This window comes from Pseudomonas sp. GW456-12-1-14-TSB6 (assembly GCF_059424205.1).
Map to the genome: position 1 here is coordinate 99,685 of NZ_JBWKZE010000017.1, position 19,101 is coordinate 118,785.

General features: G+C 62.7%; 16 protein-coding genes. 9 read left to right on the top strand and 7 right to left on the bottom strand.

The genetic code is table 11. The features are described 5' to 3' along the window. Window positions 1–36: 36 nt before the first annotated feature. From AC07Y2_RS17360 to AC07Y2_RS17390, 7 genes are all read right to left on the bottom strand, one after another. Window positions 37–1,461 carry a gamma-aminobutyraldehyde dehydrogenase gene (locus AC07Y2_RS17360; protein WP_103386444.1) on the bottom strand — a complete coding sequence of 475 codons (1,425 nt, stop codon included), beginning with the start codon at window positions 1,459–1,461 and terminating at the stop codon, window positions 37–39. A gap of 50 nt (window positions 1,462–1,511) precedes the next feature. Then, window positions 1,512–2,321: an ABC transporter permease gene (locus AC07Y2_RS17365; protein ID WP_007954663.1), complete on the bottom strand. Its 810-nt coding sequence runs from the start codon at window positions 2,319–2,321 to the stop codon at window positions 1,512–1,514. Further along, complete coding sequence (locus tag AC07Y2_RS17370; protein ID WP_039769593.1) at window positions 2,311–3,246, bottom strand: ABC transporter permease; 936 nt, start codon at window positions 3,244–3,246, stop codon at window positions 2,311–2,313. The genes AC07Y2_RS17365 and AC07Y2_RS17370 overlap by 11 nt, the downstream gene beginning before the upstream one ends. A 1-nt stretch (window position 3,247) precedes the next feature. Beyond that, complete coding sequence (locus tag AC07Y2_RS17375; protein ID WP_074691239.1) at window positions 3,248–4,285, bottom strand: ABC transporter ATP-binding protein; 1,038 nt, start codon at window positions 4,283–4,285, stop codon at window positions 3,248–3,250. 212 nt (window positions 4,286–4,497) lie between these two features. Then, window positions 4,498–5,649: a putative ABC transporter substrate-binding protein YdcS gene (gene ydcS / locus AC07Y2_RS17380; protein ID WP_103386445.1), complete on the bottom strand. Its 1,152-nt coding sequence runs from the start codon at window positions 5,647–5,649 to the stop codon at window positions 4,498–4,500. Window positions 5,650–5,760: 111 nt separating this feature from the next. Then, window positions 5,761–7,248, bottom strand: a complete 1,488-nt coding sequence (locus AC07Y2_RS17385; RefSeq protein ID WP_103386446.1) for a gamma-aminobutyraldehyde dehydrogenase — start codon at window positions 7,246–7,248, stop codon at window positions 5,761–5,763. Window positions 7,249–7,347: 99 nt separating this feature from the next. Then, window positions 7,348–8,262, bottom strand: coding sequence for a LysR family transcriptional regulator (locus tag AC07Y2_RS17390; protein WP_007954670.1), 915 nt, complete (start codon window positions 8,260–8,262; stop codon window positions 7,348–7,350). Window positions 8,263–8,438: 176 nt separating this feature from the next. Here AC07Y2_RS17390 and AC07Y2_RS17395 point away from each other — a divergent pair, with 176 nt between their 5' ends. The 9 genes from AC07Y2_RS17395 (at window position 8,439) to prfB (ending at window position 19,083) form a co-directional block, all read left to right on the top strand. Continuing rightward, entirely contained in the window at window positions 8,439–9,161 is a 723-nt protein-coding gene (locus AC07Y2_RS17395; RefSeq protein WP_074691245.1) for a tellurite resistance TerB family protein, read from the top strand. A 259-nt stretch (window positions 9,162–9,420) separates the two neighbouring features. Further along, entirely contained in the window at window positions 9,421–11,043 is a 1,623-nt protein-coding gene (locus AC07Y2_RS17400; RefSeq protein ID WP_103386447.1) for a methyl-accepting chemotaxis protein, read from the top strand. After that, entirely contained in the window at window positions 11,043–11,579 is a 537-nt protein-coding gene (locus AC07Y2_RS17405) for a chemotaxis protein CheW (RefSeq protein WP_074691249.1), read from the top strand. The genes AC07Y2_RS17400 and AC07Y2_RS17405 overlap by 1 nt, the downstream gene beginning before the upstream one ends. Then, entirely contained in the window at window positions 11,576–12,853 is a 1,278-nt protein-coding gene (locus AC07Y2_RS17410) for a CheR family methyltransferase (protein WP_103386448.1), read from the top strand. The genes AC07Y2_RS17405 and AC07Y2_RS17410 overlap by 4 nt, the downstream gene beginning before the upstream one ends. Next, a complete protein-coding gene (locus AC07Y2_RS17415) occupies window positions 12,850–13,533 on the top strand; it encodes a chemotaxis protein CheW (protein ID WP_007954679.1) in 684 nt (227 codons plus the stop codon). The genes AC07Y2_RS17410 and AC07Y2_RS17415 overlap by 4 nt, the downstream gene beginning before the upstream one ends. Next, window positions 13,530–15,824, top strand: coding sequence for a hybrid sensor histidine kinase/response regulator (locus AC07Y2_RS17420; RefSeq protein ID WP_103386449.1), 2,295 nt, complete (start codon window positions 13,530–13,532; stop codon window positions 15,822–15,824). The genes AC07Y2_RS17415 and AC07Y2_RS17420 overlap by 4 nt, the downstream gene beginning before the upstream one ends. After that, window positions 15,821–16,831 (top strand): chemotaxis response regulator protein-glutamate methylesterase, encoded by a 1,011-nt coding sequence (locus AC07Y2_RS17425; RefSeq protein WP_103386450.1) that lies wholly within the window; start codon window positions 15,821–15,823, stop codon window positions 16,829–16,831. Before AC07Y2_RS17420 ends, AC07Y2_RS17425 begins: the two co-directional genes overlap by 4 nt. 48 nt (window positions 16,832–16,879) lie before the next feature. Then, entirely contained in the window at window positions 16,880–17,881 is a 1,002-nt protein-coding gene (locus AC07Y2_RS17430) for a response regulator (RefSeq protein WP_039769610.1), read from the top strand. A 106-nt stretch (window positions 17,882–17,987) separates the two neighbouring features. Beyond that, window positions 17,988–19,083 (top strand): peptide chain release factor 2 gene (prfB, locus tag AC07Y2_RS17435; protein ID WP_102621447.1). Its coding sequence is split into 2 segments (ribosomal slippage): window positions 17,988–18,059 and window positions 18,061–19,083, totalling 1,095 coding nucleotides; the frame shifts between segments, so codons are not numbered across the junction. Window positions 19,084–19,101: the final 18 nt, after the last annotated feature.

Below are 19,101 nucleotides of genomic sequence, written 5' to 3' on the forward strand. Positions count from 1 at the left end.
ATTGAACCTGTGGAAGCCAGCCTGCTGGCGATGCCTTTAGTGCTTGAACATCACATGCCGAACCGTGGTGTAGTCCTCCAGCCCGTACATGGACATATCCTTGCCGTAGCCGGACAGTTTCTGACCGCCGTGGGGCATTTCGCTGACAAGCATGAAGTGCGTGTTCACCCAGGTGCAGCCGTAGTGCAAACGCGCGGACAGGCGATGGGCGCGTCCTACATCGGCCGTCCATACCGAGGACGCCAGGCCGTAGTCCGAATCGTTGGCCCACTCCAGCGCCTGGGCCTCATCGGTGAATTTGGTCACCGAGACCACCGGCCCGAACACTTCGCGACGGACGATTTCGTCGTCCTGCTGGGCGTCGGCCAGCACGGTCGGCTCGAAGAAGAAACCATTGCCTTCGACAGCCTTGCCGCCAGTGATCAAGCGAATGTGCGGTTGCGCCACGGCGCGTTCGACAAACCCGGCCACACGGTCGCGATGCTGGGCGGTGATCAGCGGCCCGAGTTCGGTCGACGGATCATCCTGTAAGCCGTACTTGATGCTGCTGACCGCCGCGCCGAGCTTCTCGACAAACTTGTCGTAGATGCCTTGCTGCGCGTAAATCCGGCAGGCGGCGGTGCAGTCCTGGCCGGCGTTGTAGAAACCGAAGGTACGAATGCCTTCGACCGCCGCGTCGATGTCGGCGTCGTCGAAGATGATCACCGGGGCCTTGCCGCCCAATTCCATGTGCATGCGTTTGACGCTGTCGGCGGTGCTGGAAATGATGTTCGAACCAGTGGCGATGGAGCCGGTCAGCGACACCATGCGCACTTTCGGATGGGTCACCAGCGGGCTGCCTACGCTCGGCCCACGCCCGAACACCAGATTGAGTACACCGGCCGGGAAAATATCCGACGCCAGTTCGGCCAGACGCAACGCAGTCAGCGGGGTTTGTTCCGACGGCTTGAGCACCACGGTATTACCGGCGGCGAGGGCCGGGGCGATTTTCCAGGCAACCATCATCAGCGGGTAGTTCCACGGCGCGATGGAGGCGATTACGCCCACCGGGTCGCGGCGGATCATCGAGGTGTGGCCGGGCAGGTATTCGCCGCCGGCCGAACCGCTCATGCAACGGCTGGCGCCGGCGAAGAAACGGAACACGTCGGCAATCGCCGGGATCTCGTCATTCAGCGCGGCGCTGTAGGGTTTGCCGCAGTTGTCCGATTCCAGTTTGGCCAGTTCTTCACCGTGGGCTTCGATGGCGTCGGCGAGTTTGAGCAGCAGCAGCGAACGGTCTTTCGGCGTGGTCTGCGACCATTCGGCGAAGGCACTGTCGGCGGCGCGCACGGCGGCATCGACCTGGGCTTCGGTGGCCTCGTTGATTTCCACCAGCACTTCACCGTGTGCCGGGTTGAGCACCGGTTGCGCCGGGCCTTCGCCGTTGACCAGTTGGCCGTTGATCAAGAGTTTGGTTTGCATGTTGTTGTCCTCTTTCTACTGCAAATTCAGGGTGGGAAAAGTCAGGGAAATCATTTGCCGCCGCTGCCGGCCACGCTCTCGCCACCCCGGGTCAGGTAGTAGGCGCCGAGGATCGGCAGCATGGTCACCAGCATCACCAGCATCGCCACGACGTTGGTCACCGGCACGTCCCGTGGGCGGCTCAACTGGTTGAGCAACCACAGTGGCAAGGTGCGTTCATGGCCGGCGGTGAAGGTGGTGACGATGATTTCGTCGAACGACAGCGCGAACGCGAGCATGCCGCCGGCGAGCAACGCCGAGCCGAGATTCGGCAGGATGATGTAGCGGAAGGTCTGCCAGCCGTCGGCGCCGAGGTCCATCGACGCCTCGATCAGGCTGTGCGAGGTACGGCGCAAACGGGCGATGACGTTGTTGTAGACGATCACCACGCAGAAGGTCGCGTGGCCGACGATGATGGTGAACATCCCCGGCTCGATCCCCAGCGTCTTGAAGGTCGCCAGCAGCGCGATCCCGGTGATGATCCCCGGCAGTGCAATCGGCAGGATCAGCATCAGCGAAATGCCCTGCTTGCCGAAGAAGTCCCGGCGGTACAGCGCAGCGGAAGCGAGGGTGCCGAGCACCATCGCAATCAGCGTGGCGATGGCCGCGATCTGCAACGACAGCTTGATCGCTTCCAGCACGTCCGGCCGGGAAAACGCCACACTGAACCAGTGCAGCGTGAAGCCTTTCGGTGGAAAGCTGAACGCCGCGTCTTCGGTGTTGAAGGCGTAGAGGAAGATGATCAGGATCGGGAAGTGCAGGAACACCAACCCGCCCCAGGCTGCAATGCGCAAGCCAATTGAAGCCTTTTCAGAGTGCATCGAAGGCCCCCAGTCGTTTGACGATGGACAGGTAGATGGCGATCAGCACGATCGGCACCAGCGTGAACGCCGCAGCCATCGGCATGTTGCCGATTGCACCCTGTTGCGCGTAGACCATGCTGCCGACGAAGTAGCCCGGCGGGCCCACCAGTTGCGGCACGATGAAGTCGCCCAAGGTCAGCGAAAAGGTGAAGATCGAACCGGCCGCGATGCCCGGCACCGACAGCGGCAGAATCACCTGCATGAAGGTCTGGCGCGGCTTGGCCCCGAGGTCGGCGGAGGCTTGCAGCAACGACGGCGGCAGGCGTTCCAGCGAGGCCTGGATCGGCAGGATCATGAACGGCAGCCAGATGTAGACGAACACCATGAACCGGCCCAGATGCGAGGTCGACAGGGTGCTGCCACCAACACCGGGAATCCCCAGAATGAACTGCAGCACCGGCTCCAGCCCCAAGTGCTGAACGAACCACTGCGCCACGCCGCCCTTGGCCAGCAGCAGCGTCCAGGCGTAAGCCTTGACGATGTAACTGGCCCACATCGGCATCATTACGGCGATGTAGAAAAATGCCTTGGTCTTGCCGGTGGTGTAGCGCGCCATGTAGTAGGCAATCGGGAACGCGACGATGGCGCTGGCGATCGACACCACGACCGCCATGCTCAGGGTGCGCAGGATGATGTCGAAATTCGATGGCTGAAACAGCGCGGCGAAGTTGGCCAGGGTCAGGTCCGGAGTGACTGCCATGGTGAAGTCGTCGAAGGTGTAGAAACCTTGCCACAACAACATCAGCAGCGAGCCCAGATAGATCGCGCCAAACCACAAAAGCGGCGGCACCAGCAGCATCGACAGGTACAGGTTCGGCTTGCGATAGAGCAGGTTGGAAAACCTGCGCAACGGCGCCGATTGAGGGAGGGCGAGGGCGGTCATGTCACACCCCGCTCGCAACGGTGTCGTGCAACGGAATCATCGCTTCCCGCGCCCAGCGTGCGCTGATGCGCTGACCGGTCTGGTGCTGCGCGCTGCTGTCGATCCACTGATTGTTGGCCTGGCTGATGCTCAGGGTCTGACCGTTTTCCAGGGTCAGTTCATAGCGCGTGGCGCTGCCCTGATACTGGATGTCGTGGAGCAGACCGCTGACTTCAATCTCGTGGCTGGCCAATGGGCCTTCGGCGAATCGCACGTGTTCCGGACGGATCGAAAACGGCTGCGGATGACCACTGAGCTGGCGCGCCAGATCGCCACGAATCACGTTCGAGGTGCCGACGAATTCGGCGACGAAAGTCGTGGTGGGTTTCATGTACAGATTGCGCGGCGTGTCGACCTGCTCGATGCGGCCCTTGTTGAACACGGCCACGCGGTCGGACATCGACAGCGCTTCGGTCTGATCGTGAGTGACGAAGATGAAAGTGATGCCGAGTTGGCGTTGCAGCTTCTTCAGTTCGCTCTGCATCTGTTCGCGCAGCTTCAGGTCGAGAGCGCCCAACGGTTCGTCGAGCAACAGCACTCGCGGGCGATTGACCAGCGCGCGGGCGAGGGCAACACGCTGGCGCTGACCACCGGACAACTGCACCGGTTTACGGGCACCGTAGCCGCCGAGGGCGACCATGTCCAAGGCTTCTTCGGCGCGTTTGTGGCGCTCGGTTTTGTTTACGCCTTTGACTTTCAAACCGTAGGCGACGTTGTCCAACACGTTCATGTGCGGGAACAGCGCGTAATCCTGAAACACCGTGTTGACGTCGCGTTGATAGGGCGGCAGACCGGCGGCTTCGGCGCCGTGAATGCGGATGGAGCCAGCGCTCGGTTGCTCGAACCCGGCGATCAGGCGCAGGCACGTGGTCTTGCCCGAACCGGAGGGGCCGAGCATGGAAAAGAACTCGCCGTCCTGGATATCGATGGAAACCCGGTCAACGGCTTTCACTTCGCCGAACTGCCGGGAAACGTTGGTGAACTGGACTGCAAGCGTCATGGTGCGGTGCTCCGAAAAGGCGAGGGCCGTCGCAGCGGCCCTGCCTGGACTTCTGAAAAACAGTGTTCGAGTTGATCGTTCCCACGCTCTGCGTGGGAATGCAGCCCGTGACGCTCTGCGTCAGCTCTTGCGAATGGACGCGGAGCGTCCGGTGATGCATTCCCACGCGGACGGTTCGACGCCTCGACGTGGGAACGATCGGTGTGTGGGTATTACCTACCGCCCATAATCGAAATGTAGTCCTGCGTCCACCGGCTATACGGCACAAACTTCCCACCCTCAGCCTGCGGTGTTTTCCAGAAAGCGATCTTGTCGAACTGATCGAACCCGTTGGTTTTGCACCCCTCGGCACCCAGCAGTTCACTACCCTGGCAAGCCGCCGGAACCGCCGGCAACGAACCGAACCATGCCGCCACATCACCCTGGACTTTCGGCTGCAGCGACCAGTCCATCCATTTGTAGGCGCAGTTCGGGTGCTTGGCCTCGGCGTGCAGCATGGTGGTGTCGGCCCAGCCGGTGGCGCCTTCTTTCGGCACGGTCGAAGCGATCGGCTGTTTCTCGTTGATCAGCCCGTTGACCTGGTACGGCCAGGCGCTGGACGCGACCACGCCTTCGTTCTTGAAGTCGCTCATCTGCACGGTGGTGTCGTGCCAGTAGCGGTGGATCAGCTTCTGCTGGGCGCGCAACAGTTCCAGCACAGCCTTGTACTGATCTTCGGTGAGCTGGTACGGATCCTTGATCCCCAGCTCAGGCTTGGTGGATTTCAGGTAAAGCGCCGCATCGGCGATGTAGATCGGGCCGTCGTAAGCCTGCACGCGGCCCTTGTTCGGCTTGCCATCGGGCAGGTTCTGCGCGTCGAACACCACGTTCCAGCTGGTCGGCGCGGTCTTGAAGACGTTGGTGTTGTACATCAGCACGTTCGGGCCCCACTGGTACGGGGTGCCGTAGGTCTGGCTGTTGACCACGTACCACGGCGCGTCTTTCAGGCGTGGGTCGAGGGACTTCCAGTTCGGGATCAACGCGGTGTTGATCGGCTGCACACGCTTGCCGACGATCAACCGCAACGAGGCATCGCCCGACGCGGTCACCAGGTCGTAACCGCCCTTGGCCATCAGGCTGACCATTTCGTCAGAGGTGGCGGCGGTTTTCACATTGACCTTGCAGCCGGTTTCCTTCTCGAAACCGGTCACCCAGTCGTAGGCCTTGTCGCTTTCACCGCGTTCGATGTAGCCGGGCCAGGCGACGATATCCAGCTGGCCTTCGCCGGCGCCGACGGCTTTCAGCGGCTCGGCGGCCTGCAGGCTGGCGCTGGCCAGCAGGGCCATGGTGATTGCACTGAGCAGTGCGGTCTTGTGCACGAACATGAGACACACCTCTTTGTTTTTTAGGTTTTTGTTAAGAGTAGTCGCAAGCGACGAGCTTCAAGCTGCAAGAAACAGCGATCTGCTTTGGGCTTGCGGCTTGTAGCTCGCCGCTTAAAGCTCCCGGCTGTGCCGGGCCATTACGTGCCGCACCACGCTGTAGTCCTGTAGCGAATCGCTGGATAAGTCTTTGCCGTAACCGGAGCGTTTCAACCCGCCGTGGGGCATTTCGCTGACCAGCATGAAATGGCTGTTGATCCAGGTGCAGCCGTATTGCAGCCGCGCGGCGACCTGCATCGCCTTGTCCAGGTTCTGGGTCCAGACCGATGAGGCGAGGCCGTATTCCGAGTCGTTGGCCCAGTCCACCGCTTGCGCCAGTTCGTCGAAGCGGGTCACGGTCACCACCGGGCCGAACACTTCGCGCTGGACGATTTCATCGCTCTGTTTGCAACCGGCCAGCAGGGTTGGCTGATAGAAGAACCCGGCGCCGGAATGCACTGCCGCGCCGGTTACCCGCTCGATGTGTGGCTGACCGAGGGCGCGCTCGACGAAACTGGCCACGCGGTCGCGCTGACGAGTGCTGATCAGCGGGCCGATTTCGTTGTCGGCATCGCGTTTGCCAGCGAAGCGCAGGCTGCTGACCGCCGCGCCGAGTTCGGCCACCAACTTGTCGTGAATTCCGGCCTGGGCGTAGATCCGGCACGCGGCGGTGCAATCCTGCCCGGCGTTGTAATAGCCATAAGTGCGCACGCCTTCGACCACCGCTTTCAGATCCGCATCGTTACAAACAATCACCGGCGCCTTGCCACCGAGTTCGAGGTGCGTGCGTTTCAGGGTTTTGGCAGCGGCCTGGAGGATTTTCTGGCCGGTGACGATATCGCCGGTCAGCGACACCATCCGTACTTTCGGGTGGCCGACCAGATGACTGCCGACCCCTTCGCCGCCACCGCAGACGATGTTGATCACCCCACGCGGCAGGATTTCGGCCAGCGCTGGCGCCAGCGCCAGAATCGACAGCGGCGTGTGCTCGGACGGCTTGAACACCAGCGTATTGCCGGCGGCGAGAGCCGGGGCGATCTTCCACGCGGCCATCATGATCGGGTAGTTCCACGGTGCAATCGAGGCGACAACACCGATCGGATCGCGGCGCACCATGCTGGTGTAGCCCGGCACGTATTCGCCGCTGAGCTGCCCGGTCTGGCAGCGCACGGCGCCGGCGAAGAAGCGGAATACATCGACGGTGGCGGTCAAGTCGTCTTGCCGCGCCAGATGCAAAGGCTTGCCGCAGTTCAGGGCTTCGAGGCGGGCGAGGTGGTCAGCGTGTTTTTCGACGGCGTTGGCGATTTCCAGCAAGAAGTTCGAGCGTTGTTGCGGGGTGGTGCGCGACCATTCGGCAAAGGCGCGGTGGGCGGCGAGGATGGCGGCTTCGACTTGCTCGGTGCAGGCCTCGGCGATCTGGGTCAGGACTTCGCCGGTGGCCGGGTTGAGGATCGGTTCGACAAAACCCTGGCCGGCGACCAGTTCGCCGTCGATCAGCAACGCGGTGTGCATGTGGGTCTGCGCGCCAGCCATTTTCCGTGATCTCTTTTCTTGTATGGCCATGTTGCTCCCTGTTCCGGGAGCCGACCGTCTTATCGATGCAGCAAGACTAGTGCGCGGCTCCGGGGTCGACAAATTCTAAATACTGAAGGTGGCATTCGATTAAATAGATGGCTTGCGTCCGCCGTGGGGCTGCTCGCGGGCCACGGTCAGGAAAGGATCGACCAGCGCGGGGCGGGCGGTGCCACGACGCCAGGCCAGACCGACGTCAAGGGTCTGGTTGAGATCGGCAATCGGCCGGGCTTCGATGATGTCGCCTTCCAGCGACCAAGGGCGGTAGGTCATGTCGGGCTGGATCGAAACGCCGAGACCCGCCGCGACCAGACTTCTTACGGCCTCGGTGGACGCAGTTCTGAGGGTTATCTTCGGTTGCAGCCCAGCGCCGCGCCACAGGCGTTGGGCGTTGCGATCCATCTCGTCGACGTTCAGCTGAATCAACGGCTCCCGGGCGACGTCGGCGAGGTTGATGCTGTCGTGTTCCAGCAGCGGATGCTGGGCCGGCAGCCACAAACGGTGCGGCGAGTGGGTCAATACTTCGGTCTGCAAGGCGTGGCGGTCTTCGAGGTTGGAGAGGATCAGCACACCGACATCGATCTCGCCACTGACCAGCAAATGCTCGATGTACGGTCGCTCGTCCTCCATCACCCGGATCTCGACATTGGGGTAGGCGCGCTGGAAACGGGTGAGCAAATCCGCCAGGTAATAACCGGCCACCAGACTGGTCACCCCGACGATCAACTGCCCGGCGACCTGATCGGTGCTTTGTTGCAGGCTGCGTTTGGCGTTGTCCACGGTGGCCAGAATCAGGTGTGCCTGGCGCAGGAATTGATGCCCCTGATGGGTAAGGGTCATGCCCTTGGCGTGGCGATTGAACAGGCTGACGCCGATTTCTTCCTCCAGTTGCTGGATGGCCAGGGTCAGGGTCGATTGGGAAATGAACGCGGTTTGCGCAGCGGCAGAGATCGAGCCGGTCTCGGCCACGGCGATGAAATGGCGGATCTGACGCAAGGTCATCATGGAAGGTTTACCCGGTGGGCGGTTTTTATAGATTGCCTCGAGTGTATATCTATTTTCGCGAAGGGCTGCGGTGGGCCAGGCAACATCTGGAAGCACACTCGCACCCAAGTCACGGGCACTTTCGAACTAGGCTGAGGGCCTTATTGATCCGGATAACCCCAGTTTGGAGACGGAACATGAACACCCGTGGATTGCTCGATCAACTCCTCAAGTCCGGCCAGGATCTGCTGCAGAACAAGGCGGGCGGGGCGCAGAACAAACCGGCTGCCGGTGGTTTGGGCGGCTTGCTGGGCGGATCTTCCAGTAACGGCGCACTCGGCGGCTTGCTGTCAGGCGCAGGCGGCGGTGCCCTGGCGGCCGGCGCCATGGGCCTGCTGCTGGGCAGTAAAAAGGCCCGTAAGGTTGGCGGTAAAGTCGCCCTCTACGGCGGCCTCGCCGCACTGGGCGTGATTGCCTACAAAGCCTACGGCAACTGGAACGCCCAGAAGGGCACTGCCCCACAAAGCGAACCGCAAACCCTCGATCGCCTGCCACCGGCACAAGTCGAACAACACAGCCAGGCCATCCTCAAAGCCCTGGTCGCCGCCGCCAAGGCCGACGGCCACATCGACGACCGCGAACGCCAACTGATCGAAGGTGAATTCACCAAACTCGACAACGATCAGGAACTCAAGCACTGGCTCCACGCCGAACTCAACAAACCCCTCGACCCCACCGACGTCGCCCGCGCGGCGAGCACGCCGGAGATGGCCGCCGAGATGTACGTGGCGAGCGTGATGATGGTGGATGAGGAGAACTTCATGGAGAAGAGCTATCTGGATGAACTGGCGCGGCAGTTGAAGCTGGAGCCGGGGTTGAAGGTGGAGTTGGAGAAGCAGGTCCGTGTAGCTACCCAGTAAAACTGTTGTCAGCGATATCAGAACCCGCAATCCCGCACAGGACGGCGGGTTCTTTCGTTGCAGCAGCTGAAATGACCAATCCATCGCCCCTTTTTGCCATTGCGTCACTGGCACGCCGACCGCCGATTGCCGGAAAGTCCCAGTCCAGAGCCCGTCGTGTTTTATGACCGGAAGGCCTGGGCGCGGCAAACCGTCTTATAAATGAAACACCGCCCTCAGCTATACTCCCCCGCATTTCGACCCGCCCCGAGGACTGACTGTGAAGAACTGGACGTTGCGCCAACGCATTTTGGCGAGCTTTGCGGTGATTATCGCCATCATGCTGCTGATGGTGGTCGTCTCGTATTCGCGGCTGCTGAAGATCGAAGCCAGTGAAAACAGCGTCCGTGACGACGCGATTCCCGGCGTCTATTACAGCTCGATGATTCGTGGCGCGTGGGTCGACAGTTATCTGCAAACACAGGAACTGCTGGGTCTCAAGGAAGGGCAGGGCATCAGCAGTGAAGATGCGGCCGATTACAAGGCTTTCGAATCCCGGCTTCAGGAACAGATGGCCAATTACCGTGGCACGGTAGTCACGGACGAGGACAAGCTCGAATTCGCGGCGTTCGAGAAGTATCACGATGCCTACCTGAAAATTCAGGATGCGGTGCTCGATCTGCACAAGCGCAATCTGGAGGCCGACGCCGTCAAGCTGTTCCACGAGCAATTGACTCCGACCTGGTACTCGGGCCGGATGAAGCTCAACGACATCATTGGCGAGAACAAGAAAGTCGCTGACAAGGCCATGGCCAACATTGATGAGGCCGTGGCGGCGGCCAAGGTCAGCATGTTCGTCTCGCTGCTGGTGGCCGTGCTGGCGGCCGGTGTCTGCGGTCTGCTGCTGATGCGCGCGATCATGGCACCGATGAACCGCATCGTGCAGATCCTCGACATCATGCGCACCGGCGATTTGAGCAGCCGCTTGAACCTCGACCGCAAGGACGAGTTCGGTGCCGTGGAAACCGGCTTCAACGACATGATGACCGAGCTCACCTCGCTGGTGTCCCAGGCCCAGCGCTCGTCGGTGCAGGTCACCACCTCGGTGACCGAGATCGCCGCCACTTCCAAACAACAGCAAGCCACCGCCACCGAAACCGCTGCGACCACCACTGAAATTGGCGCGACGTCCCGAGAAATCGCCGCGACCTCTCGCGACCTTGTACGCACCATGACTGAAGTCTCCACCGCCGCCGATCAGGCCTCGGTGCTGGCCGGTTCCGGGCAGCAAGGCCTGGCGCGGATGGAAGACACCATGCACTCGGTGATGGGCGCGGCGGATCTGGTGAACGCCAAACTGGCGATCCTCAACGAGAAGGCCGGCAACATCAATCAGGTGGTCGTGACCATCGTCAAGGTCGCCGACCAGACCAACCTGCTGTCCCTGAACGCCGCGATCGAAGCGGAGAAGGCCGGCGAATACGGTCGCGGTTTCGCCGTGGTCGCCACCGAAGTGCGGCGTCTGGCGGATCAGACCGCTGTCGCGACTTACGACATCGAACAGATGGTCCGCGAGATCCAGTCGGCGGTGTCCGCCGGGGTGATGGGCATGGACAAGTTCTCCGAGGAAGTGCGGCGCGGCATGGCTGAGGTGCAGCAAGTCGGCGAGCAGCTGTCGCAGATCATCCATCAGGTGCAGGCGCTGGCGCCGCGGGTGTTGATGGTCAACGAAGGCATGCAGGCCCAGGCCACCGGCGCCGAGCAGATCAACCACGCGCTGGTGCAACTGGGTGATGCCAGCAGCCAGACGGTCGAGTCGTTGCGTCAGGCCAGTTTCGCCATCGACGAACTGAGCCAGGTGGCCGTGGGCCTGCGCAGCGGCGTTTCGCGATTCAAAGTCTGATGAGCGAAATCACCGCCAAACGCAGCGCTGCACCGGTGGCGAAGCAGGCGTTGTTCCTGCTGTTTCGCATCGGCAGCGAACGCTACGCCTTGCGCGCCACGGAAGTGGCCGAAGTGCTGCCGCGCCTGCCGTTGAAACCGATTGCCCGGGCGCCGCACTGGGTGGCGGGGGTGTTCGCCTACCGTGGCACAGTGGTGCCGGTGATCGACCTCAGTGCCCTGACCTTCGGCCATCCTGCGCAAGCGCGTACCAGCACGCGACTGGTGCTGGTGCATTATCGCGTGGATGACTCGCAACCCTCGCAATGGCTGGGCCTGATCCTCGAACAGGCCACCGATACCCTGCGCTGCAACCCGGCTGATTTCCAGCCGTACGGCCTCGACAATCGTCAGGCGCCGTACCTGGGCCCGGTGCGTGAGGATGCGCAGGGGTTGGTGCAGTGGGTGCGGGTCAACGACTTGCTCGACGAGTCGGTGCGCACGCTGTTGTTCCCGACACCGCCGCTGGATCCGGCGCGGCTTGAGGAGCAGCCATGAGCAGCGACCAGCGCTTCTTCGACTTCCTCAAGGAACGCATCGGCCTCGACGTCGCTTCGGTCGGGCCGGCGATCATCGAACGGGCCGTGCGCCAGCGCATCACCCTGTCGCAAACGGTGAATGCCGATGAGTACTGGCAGATGCTGCAAGGCTCGCGGGATGAACAGCAGGCGCTGATCGAAGCGGTGATCGTCCCCGAAACCTGGTTTTTCCGTTACCCGGAATCCTTCGCCACGCTGGGCAAACTGGCGCGCAAACGCCTGGGCGAATTGAATAACATGCGCGCGCTGCGCATCCTCAGCCTGCCGTGTTCCACTGGCGAAGAACCCTATTCGATTGCCATGGCCTTGCTCGATGCCGGCCTCAAGCCCCATCAGTTCAAGGTCGATGGCATGGACGTCAGCCCCTTGTCAGTGGACAAGGCGCGGCGGGCGCTGTACGGCAAGAACTCGTTTCGCGGCCAGGAACTGGACTTTCGCGAGCGGCATTTTTTCGCCGAGAACGAGGGCTTTCGGGTGAATGAAATCGTCCGCGAGCAGGTGCGCCTGCAGGTCGGCAACGTGCTCGATCCGTCATTGCTGGTCAACGAGCCGCCGTTCGATTTCGTGTTCTGCCGCAACCTGCTGATCTATTTCGATCAGCCGACCCAGCAGCAGGTGTTCGCCGTGCTCAAGCGCCTGACCCATGTCGATGGCGTGCTGTTTATCGGCCCGGCCGAGGGCAGTCTGCTTGGGCGGCTCGGCATGCGTTCGATCGGGATTCCACAGTCTTTCGCCTTCAGCCGTCACAGCGATCCACAACCCGAACCGTTACCGATGCCGACCGCGATTGCGCTGCCGTTGCCTGCGCGCCAACCGCTGCGCAGCACGCCACCGCCGCCGGTGCGCAACCGTCCGTTTGCTGGCGTGACGCCTTTGCCGGCGACGGCTAAGAGCACCAACCCCGAAGCGGCGACCTTGCTGGCCAACATCGCCGCCCTGGCCAACGAAGGCAAAAGCGCCGAAGCCCGGTCCGCGTGCGAACAGTATTTGCGCAGCCATGAGCCGGTGGCCCAGGTGTTTTACTGGCTCGGCCTGCTCAGCGATGTTGCCGGCAGCGCCCTCGAAGCCCAGGGCTTTTACCGCAAGGCGCTGTACCTCGAACCGCAACACCCCGAAGCCTTGATGCACCTGGCTGCGCTGCTGCAGGCCCAGGGCGACACGGCCGGCGCCAGACGATTGCAGGAGCGCGCCGCCCGCAGCGACCGCACCGCCGACAGTGAGCGTAAACGATGATCCCGTCCGACACCTTGAACGTCACCCACGAAGACGCCCGGGCCATCGACGATTGCTGGAACCGCATCGGCATCCATGGCGACAAGTCCTGCCCGCTGCTGGACGAGCACATCCATTGCCGCAATTGCTCGGTGTATTCCGCCGCTGCCACACGCCTGCTCGACCGCTATGCGTTGCAGCAGGACGAGCGCGATCCGGTGGCGACCCAGGTCGAAACCGAGCTGAAAACCCGGTCGTTGCTGATGTTCCGCCTCGGCGAAGAATGGCTCGGCCTGGCCACCCGCAGCCTGGTGGAGGTCGCGCCGTTGCAGGCGATTCACTCGCTGCCGCACCAGCGCTCCCGGGCCTTGCTAGGCGTGGCGAACGTGCGTGGGGCGTTGGTGGCGTGCCTGTCGCTGGTCGAACTGCTCGACCTCGACAGTAACGCGGCCCCGGCGACCGGCGCGCGGATCATGCCGCGCATGCTGATCATCTCGGCCCAGGGCGGGCCAGTGGTGGTGCCGGTGGACGAGGTCGACGGGATTCACGCCATCGACGAGCGAATCCTCGACGCCGCGTCGCGCTCCGGCGCACAGGCCAGCGCCAAATACACCCGAGGCGTGTTGCCTTTCAAAGGTCGCAGCCTGCGTTGGCTGGATGAAGAACAGTTGCTGTCCGCCGTGTCCCGGAGCCTCACATGACCCCCGAGCAAATGCGCGACGCCTCCTTGCTCGAGCTGTTCAGCCTCGAAGCCGAAGCCCAGACCCAGGTGCTCAGCGCCGGGCTGCTGGCGTTGGAGCGCAACCCGACCCAGGCCGATCAGCTCGAGTCGTGCATGCGTGCGGCGCACTCTTTGAAAGGCGCGGCGCGGATCGTTGGTATCGACAGCGGCGTCAGCGTCGCCCACGTGATGGAAGATTGTCTGGTCAGTGCGCAGGAAGGCCGGTTGTTCCTGCGCCCGGAACATATCGACGCGTTGTTGCAGGGCACCGACTTGCTGATGCGCATCGCCACCCCGGCCAATGGCCCGCAACCGGCGGACATCGAGGCTTACGTGGCGTTGATGGGCGGATTGCTCGATCCGACGGCGCCGCCACTAGTGCCCGCCGCTGCGAGTGCGCCGCTGATGGCCGAGTTGCAGCTTCAGCCACCGTCGGTGGCGGAGCCTGCGCCGGTTGAAATCCCGGTCGAGGTTGCCGAACCGGAACCCGCGCCGCGCAAGAGCAAACGCGCCACCGAAGGTGGCGAGCGGGTGCTGCGGGTCACCGCCGAACGTCTGAACAGCCTGCTCGACCTGTCGAGCAAATCCCTGGTGGAAACCCAGCGCCTCAAGCCGCACCTGGCCACGATGCAGCGCCTCAAACGCATGCAGAACAACGGCCTGCGGGCGCTGGAAAGTCTCAACGTTCATCTCAAGGAGCACGCCCTGAGCCTTGAGGCTCAAGAGGCGCTGGAAGACGCGCGCCGTTTGCTCGCCGAATCCCAGCAACTGCTGGCAGAGAAAAACGCCGAACTCGACGAGTTCGCCTGGCAAGCGAGCCAGCGCGCACAAGTGCTCTACGACACCGCGCTGGCCTGCCGCATGCGGCCGTTCGCCGATGTACTGTCCGGGCAGGTGCGGATGGTGCGCGACCTCGGTCGCAGCCTCGGTAAACAGGTGCGGTTGGAGATTGAAGGCGAGAAGACCCAGGTCGACCGCGATGTGCTGGAGAAACTCGAAGCCCCGCTGACGCACCTGCTGCGCAACGCGGTCGATCACGGCATCGAAACCCCACAGGAACGCCTGCTCAAGGGCAAGTCCGAGGAAGGCCTGATCCGTCTGCGCGCCTCGCATCAGGCCGGTCTGCTGGTGCTCGAACTGAGCGACGACGGCAACGGCGTGGATCTGGAAAAGGTCCGGCGCAGCATCGTCGAACGTCAGTTGTCGCCCGCGGAAACCGCCGCCCAGTTGAGTGAAGAAGAACTGCTGACCTTCCTGTTTCTGCCGGGTTTCAGCCTGCGGGACAAGGTCACCGAGGTCTCCGGTCGTGGCGTCGGCCTCGATGCCGTGCAGCACATGGTTCGCCAGCTGCGCGGCGCGGTGGTGCTGGAACAGACGGCGGGCGAGGGCAGCCGTTTCCATCTGGAGGTGCCGCTGACCCTGTCGGTGGTGCGCAGCCTGGTGGTGGAAGTCGGTGACGAGGCCTACGCCTTCCCGCTGGCGCACATCGAGCGCATGTGCGACCTGGCGCCGGAGGACATCGTGCAGGTCGAAGGGCGCCAGCATTTCTGGCACGAGGGCCGACATGTCGGGCTCGTCGCGGCCAGTCAGTTATTGCAACGTCCGGTCAGTCAGAACAGCGGCGACACCCTGAAAGTCGTGGTCATCCGCGAGCGCGATGCGATCTACGGCGTGGCGGTCGAGCGCTTCATTGGCGAGCGCACGCTGGTGGTGCTGCCGCTGGACGAGCGGCTGGGCAAGGTGCAGGACATTTCCGCCGGGGCCTTGCTCGACGATGGCTCGGTGGTGCTGATCGTCGACGTCGAAGATATGCTGCGTTCGGTGGACAAACTGCTCAATACCGGGCGTCTGGAGCGCATTGCGCGTCACGGCCATCAGGCCGCAGAAGCCGCGCGCAAACGGATTCTGGTGGTCGACGACTCGCTGACCGTGCGCGAGCTGCAACGCAAGCTGCTGCTCAATCGCGGCTACGACGTGGCCGTTGCGGTGGATGGCATGGACGGCTGGAACGCCCTGCGCTCCGAGGATTTCGATCTGCTGATCACCGACATCGACATGCCGCGCATGGACGGCATCGAGCTGGTTTCGCTGCTGCGCCGCGACAACCGTCTGCAATCGCTGCCGGTGATGGTGGTGTCCTACAAGGATCGCGAGGAAGATCGCCGCCGTGGACTGGACGCCGGGGCCGACTATTATCTGGCCAAGGCCAGTTTTCATGACGACGCCCTGCTCGACGCAGTGGTTGAGCTCATCGGAGGAGCGCGGGCATGAAGATCGCAATCGTCAACGACATGCCTTTGGCAGTGGAGGCCCTGCGCCGCGCGCTGGCCTTCGAGCCGGCGCATCAGGTGCTGTGGGTCGCCAACAACGGCGCCGAAGCGGTACGGCTGTGCGCGGAGAACACCCCGGACCTGATCCTGATGGACCTGATCATGCCGGTGATGGATGGCGTCGAGGCCACCCGCCGGATCATGGCCGAGAGCCCGTGTGCGATCGTCATCGTCACCGTGGACCGCCAGCAGAACGTGCACCGGGTGTTCGAAGCCATGGGCCACGGCGCGCTGGACGTGGTCGATACCCCGGCCATCGGCGGTGGCAATCCTCAGGAAGCGGCGGCGCCGCTGCTGCGTAAAATCCTCAACATCGGCTGGCTGATCGGCGAGAAAACCGCCCGCTCACGCCCCGCACCTGCGGCACCGCGCAGTACCGCCTCGCGCCAGCGACTGGTGGCGATCGGCTCTTCGGCCGGTGGCCCGGCGGCGCTGGAAATCTTGCTCAAAGGCCTGCCGCGCCACTTTTCGGCGGCCATCGTGCTGGTGCAGCATGTCGACCAGGTGTTTGCCGCCGGCATGGCCGAATGGCTGGCCAGCGCCAGCGGCCTGGATGTGCGTCTGGCCCGCGAAGGCGAACCGCCGCAGGCCGGCGCAGTGCTGCTGGCCGGCACCAACCACCATATTCGTTTGCTCAAGAACGGCACGCTGGCCTACACCGCCGAGCCGGTCAACGAGATCTACCGCCCCTCGATCGACGTGTTTTTCGAAAGCGTCGCCAATTACTGGAACGGTGACGCAGTAGGGGTTTTATTGACAGGGATGGGACGCGACGGGGCGCAAGGGCTTAAGCTCATGCGCCAACAGGGTTACCTGACCATCGCGCAGGATCAGCAGAGCAGTGCGGTGTACGGCATGCCCAAGGCCGCAGCGGCCATCGATGCGGCCGTAGAAATCCGTCCACTGGAAAAGATAGCGCCACGGTTGCTGGAGATTTTCCCAAAATGAATACGTCCATCGGCAATCCTGGCCCCCGCAGCACTCAGGTGACCGCCCATGAATGACTTACAGATCGATGACATCAAAACCGACGAGAACGCCGCCATGGTGTTGTTGGTGGACGATCAGGCGATGATCGGCGAGGCCGTGCGCCGTGGGCTGTCGAATGAAGAGAACATCGACTTCCACTTCTGCTCCGACCCGCATCAGGCCGTGGCCCACGCGGTGCGGATCAAGCCGACCGTGATCCTGCAGGATCTGGTGATGCCGGGCCTCGACGGCCTGAGCCTGGTGCGCGAATACCGCAATCACCCGGCGACCAAAGACATTCCGATCATTGTCCTGTCGACCAAGGAAGACCCGCTGATCAAGAGCGCGGCGTTCTCCGCCGGGGCCAACGATTATCTGGTCAAACTGCCGGACAACATCGAGCTGGTGGCGCGCATCCGCTATCACTCGCGCTCCTACATGACCCTGCTGCAACGGGACGCGGCCTACCGCGCGTTGCGGGTCAGCCAGCAGCAATTGCTCGACACCAACCTCGTCCTGCAACGCCTGATGAACTCCGACGGCCTGACCGGGCTGTCCAACCGCCGGCACTTCGACGAATACCTGGAACTGGAATGGCGCCGCTCGTTGCGCGACCAGAGCCAGTTGTCGTTGCTGATGATCGACGTCGATTACTTCAAGTCCTACAACGACACCTTCGGCCACGTCGAAGGCGACGAGGCCTTGCGCAAGGTCGCCACGGCCATCCGCGAGGCCAGTGCCCGGCCGTCCGATCTGCCGGCGCGTTATGGCGGCGAAGAATTTGCGCTGGTGCTGCCCAACACCTCGCCGGGCGGGGCCCGACTGGTGGCGGAAAAGCTGCGCCAGACGGTCGCGGCGCTGAAGATTCCGCACAATGCCCCGGCCGAAGGCTCGAGCCTGACCATCAGCATCGGCCTGGCGACCATGGTGCCGGAGTCGGGCAGCGACTGCCGGTTGCTGATCTCGGCGGCGGACCGTGGCCTGTACCTGGCCAAGAACAACGGGCGCAATCAGGTGGGGATCGAATGAACCATTGGGTTCATTCGCCTCAAGAGCCGCCAGACGGGCTGCCGTGACAGCTTGATTACGTTATACTCGCCGGCTTTCAAAAGTTCGCCAACGAGTGCTGCCCGTCATGGAAATCAACCCGATCCTGAACACCATCAAGGACCTGTCCGAGCGCTCCGAAACTATTCGGGGGTATCTTTGACTACGATCAAAAGCATGAGCGCCTGATCGAAGTCAATCGCGAGCTTGAAGATCCTGCCGTCTGGAACAAACCTGAATACGCCCAGGAACTGGGCCGCGAGCGCGCTGCGCTGGCGCAGATCGTCGATACCCTCGACGAACTGAACGGTGGCCTGGCCGATTGCCGCGAGCTGCTGGACATGGCCGTTGAAGAGAACGACGAGGGCGCGGTCAACGACGTCGTCGAAGTCCTTCAAGGTCTCGAAGAGTCCCTGTCCAAGCTCGAATTCCGCCGTATGTTCAGCCACGAGATGGACCCGAACAACGCCTACCTGGACATCCAGGCCGGTTCCGGCGGCACCGAAGCCCAGGACTGGGCCAACATCCTGCTGCGCATGTACCTGCGCTGGGCCGACAAACGCGGTTTCGACGCGACCATCATGGAGCTGTCGGCCGGTGAAGTCGCCGGGATCAAGGGTGCGACCGTGCACATCAAGGGCGAATACGCCTTTGGCTGGCTGCGTACCGAGATCGGCGTACACCGTCTGGTGCGCAAGAGCCCGTTCGACTCCGGCAACCGTCGCCACACCTCGTTCTCCGCGGTTTTCGTCTCGCCAGAGATCGATGACAAGGTGGAAATCGAAATCAACCCGGCAGACCTGCGGATCGACACCTATCGTTCCTCCGGTGCCGGTGGTCAGCACGTAAACACCACCGACTCGGCCGTACGTATCACCCACGTACCGACCAACACCGTGGTGAGCTGCCAGAACGAACGTTCCCAGCACGCCAACAAGGACACCGCCATGAAAATGCTGCGGGCCAAGTTGTACGAGCAGGAAATGCAGAAGCGCAACGCGGCGTCCCAGGCCCTGGAAGACACCAAGTCCGATATCGGCTGGGGTCACCAGATCCGTTCGTACGTGCTCGATGCGTCGCGGATCAAGGATCTGCGCACCAACATCGAACGCAGCGACTGCGACAAGGTACTCGACGGCGACATCGACGAATACCTGGAAGCCAGCCTGAAATCGGGGCTGTAAGCTTTCAACCGACCTCAA